The organism is Bradyrhizobium sp. LeoB3 (assembly GCF_055456055.1).
The window spans coordinates 1-223 of record NZ_JBVBEF010000493.1 but is presented as its reverse complement, the minus strand read 5'-3'; the positions used below and the strand labels follow the sequence as shown (position 1 = coordinate 223).

Genomic DNA, 223 nt, shown 5'->3' with positions numbered 1-223 from the left:
AACCGTCGTGATCGTCAAAATCGCCAAGGCCAGAATGCGCATCAGAACCTCCTTGGGGACTATTTGCGCCCTCGCCCGAGGGGAGCATCCAACCGGAGTCGAAGGGGAGGACGCAAGAGCGCGGGTGGGATGGCGAGCGCCATAATCCTTCGTATCGGCCCGTGATGCCTTACGTTCAATTGAGCCGCTGATCGCGATCATCTTAGATAGCGTATGCGGTAGC

The 223-nt window shown here is 58.3% G+C and carries 1 protein-coding gene; it reads right to left on the bottom strand.

Annotation, left to right across the window (positions count from 1 at the left end; genetic code table 11):
- Window positions 1–201: hypothetical protein (locus ACZXDY_RS46805; RefSeq protein WP_464350145.1), on the bottom strand; the 201-nt coding region annotated here is incomplete at its 3' end.
- Window positions 202–223: the final 22 nt, after the last annotated feature.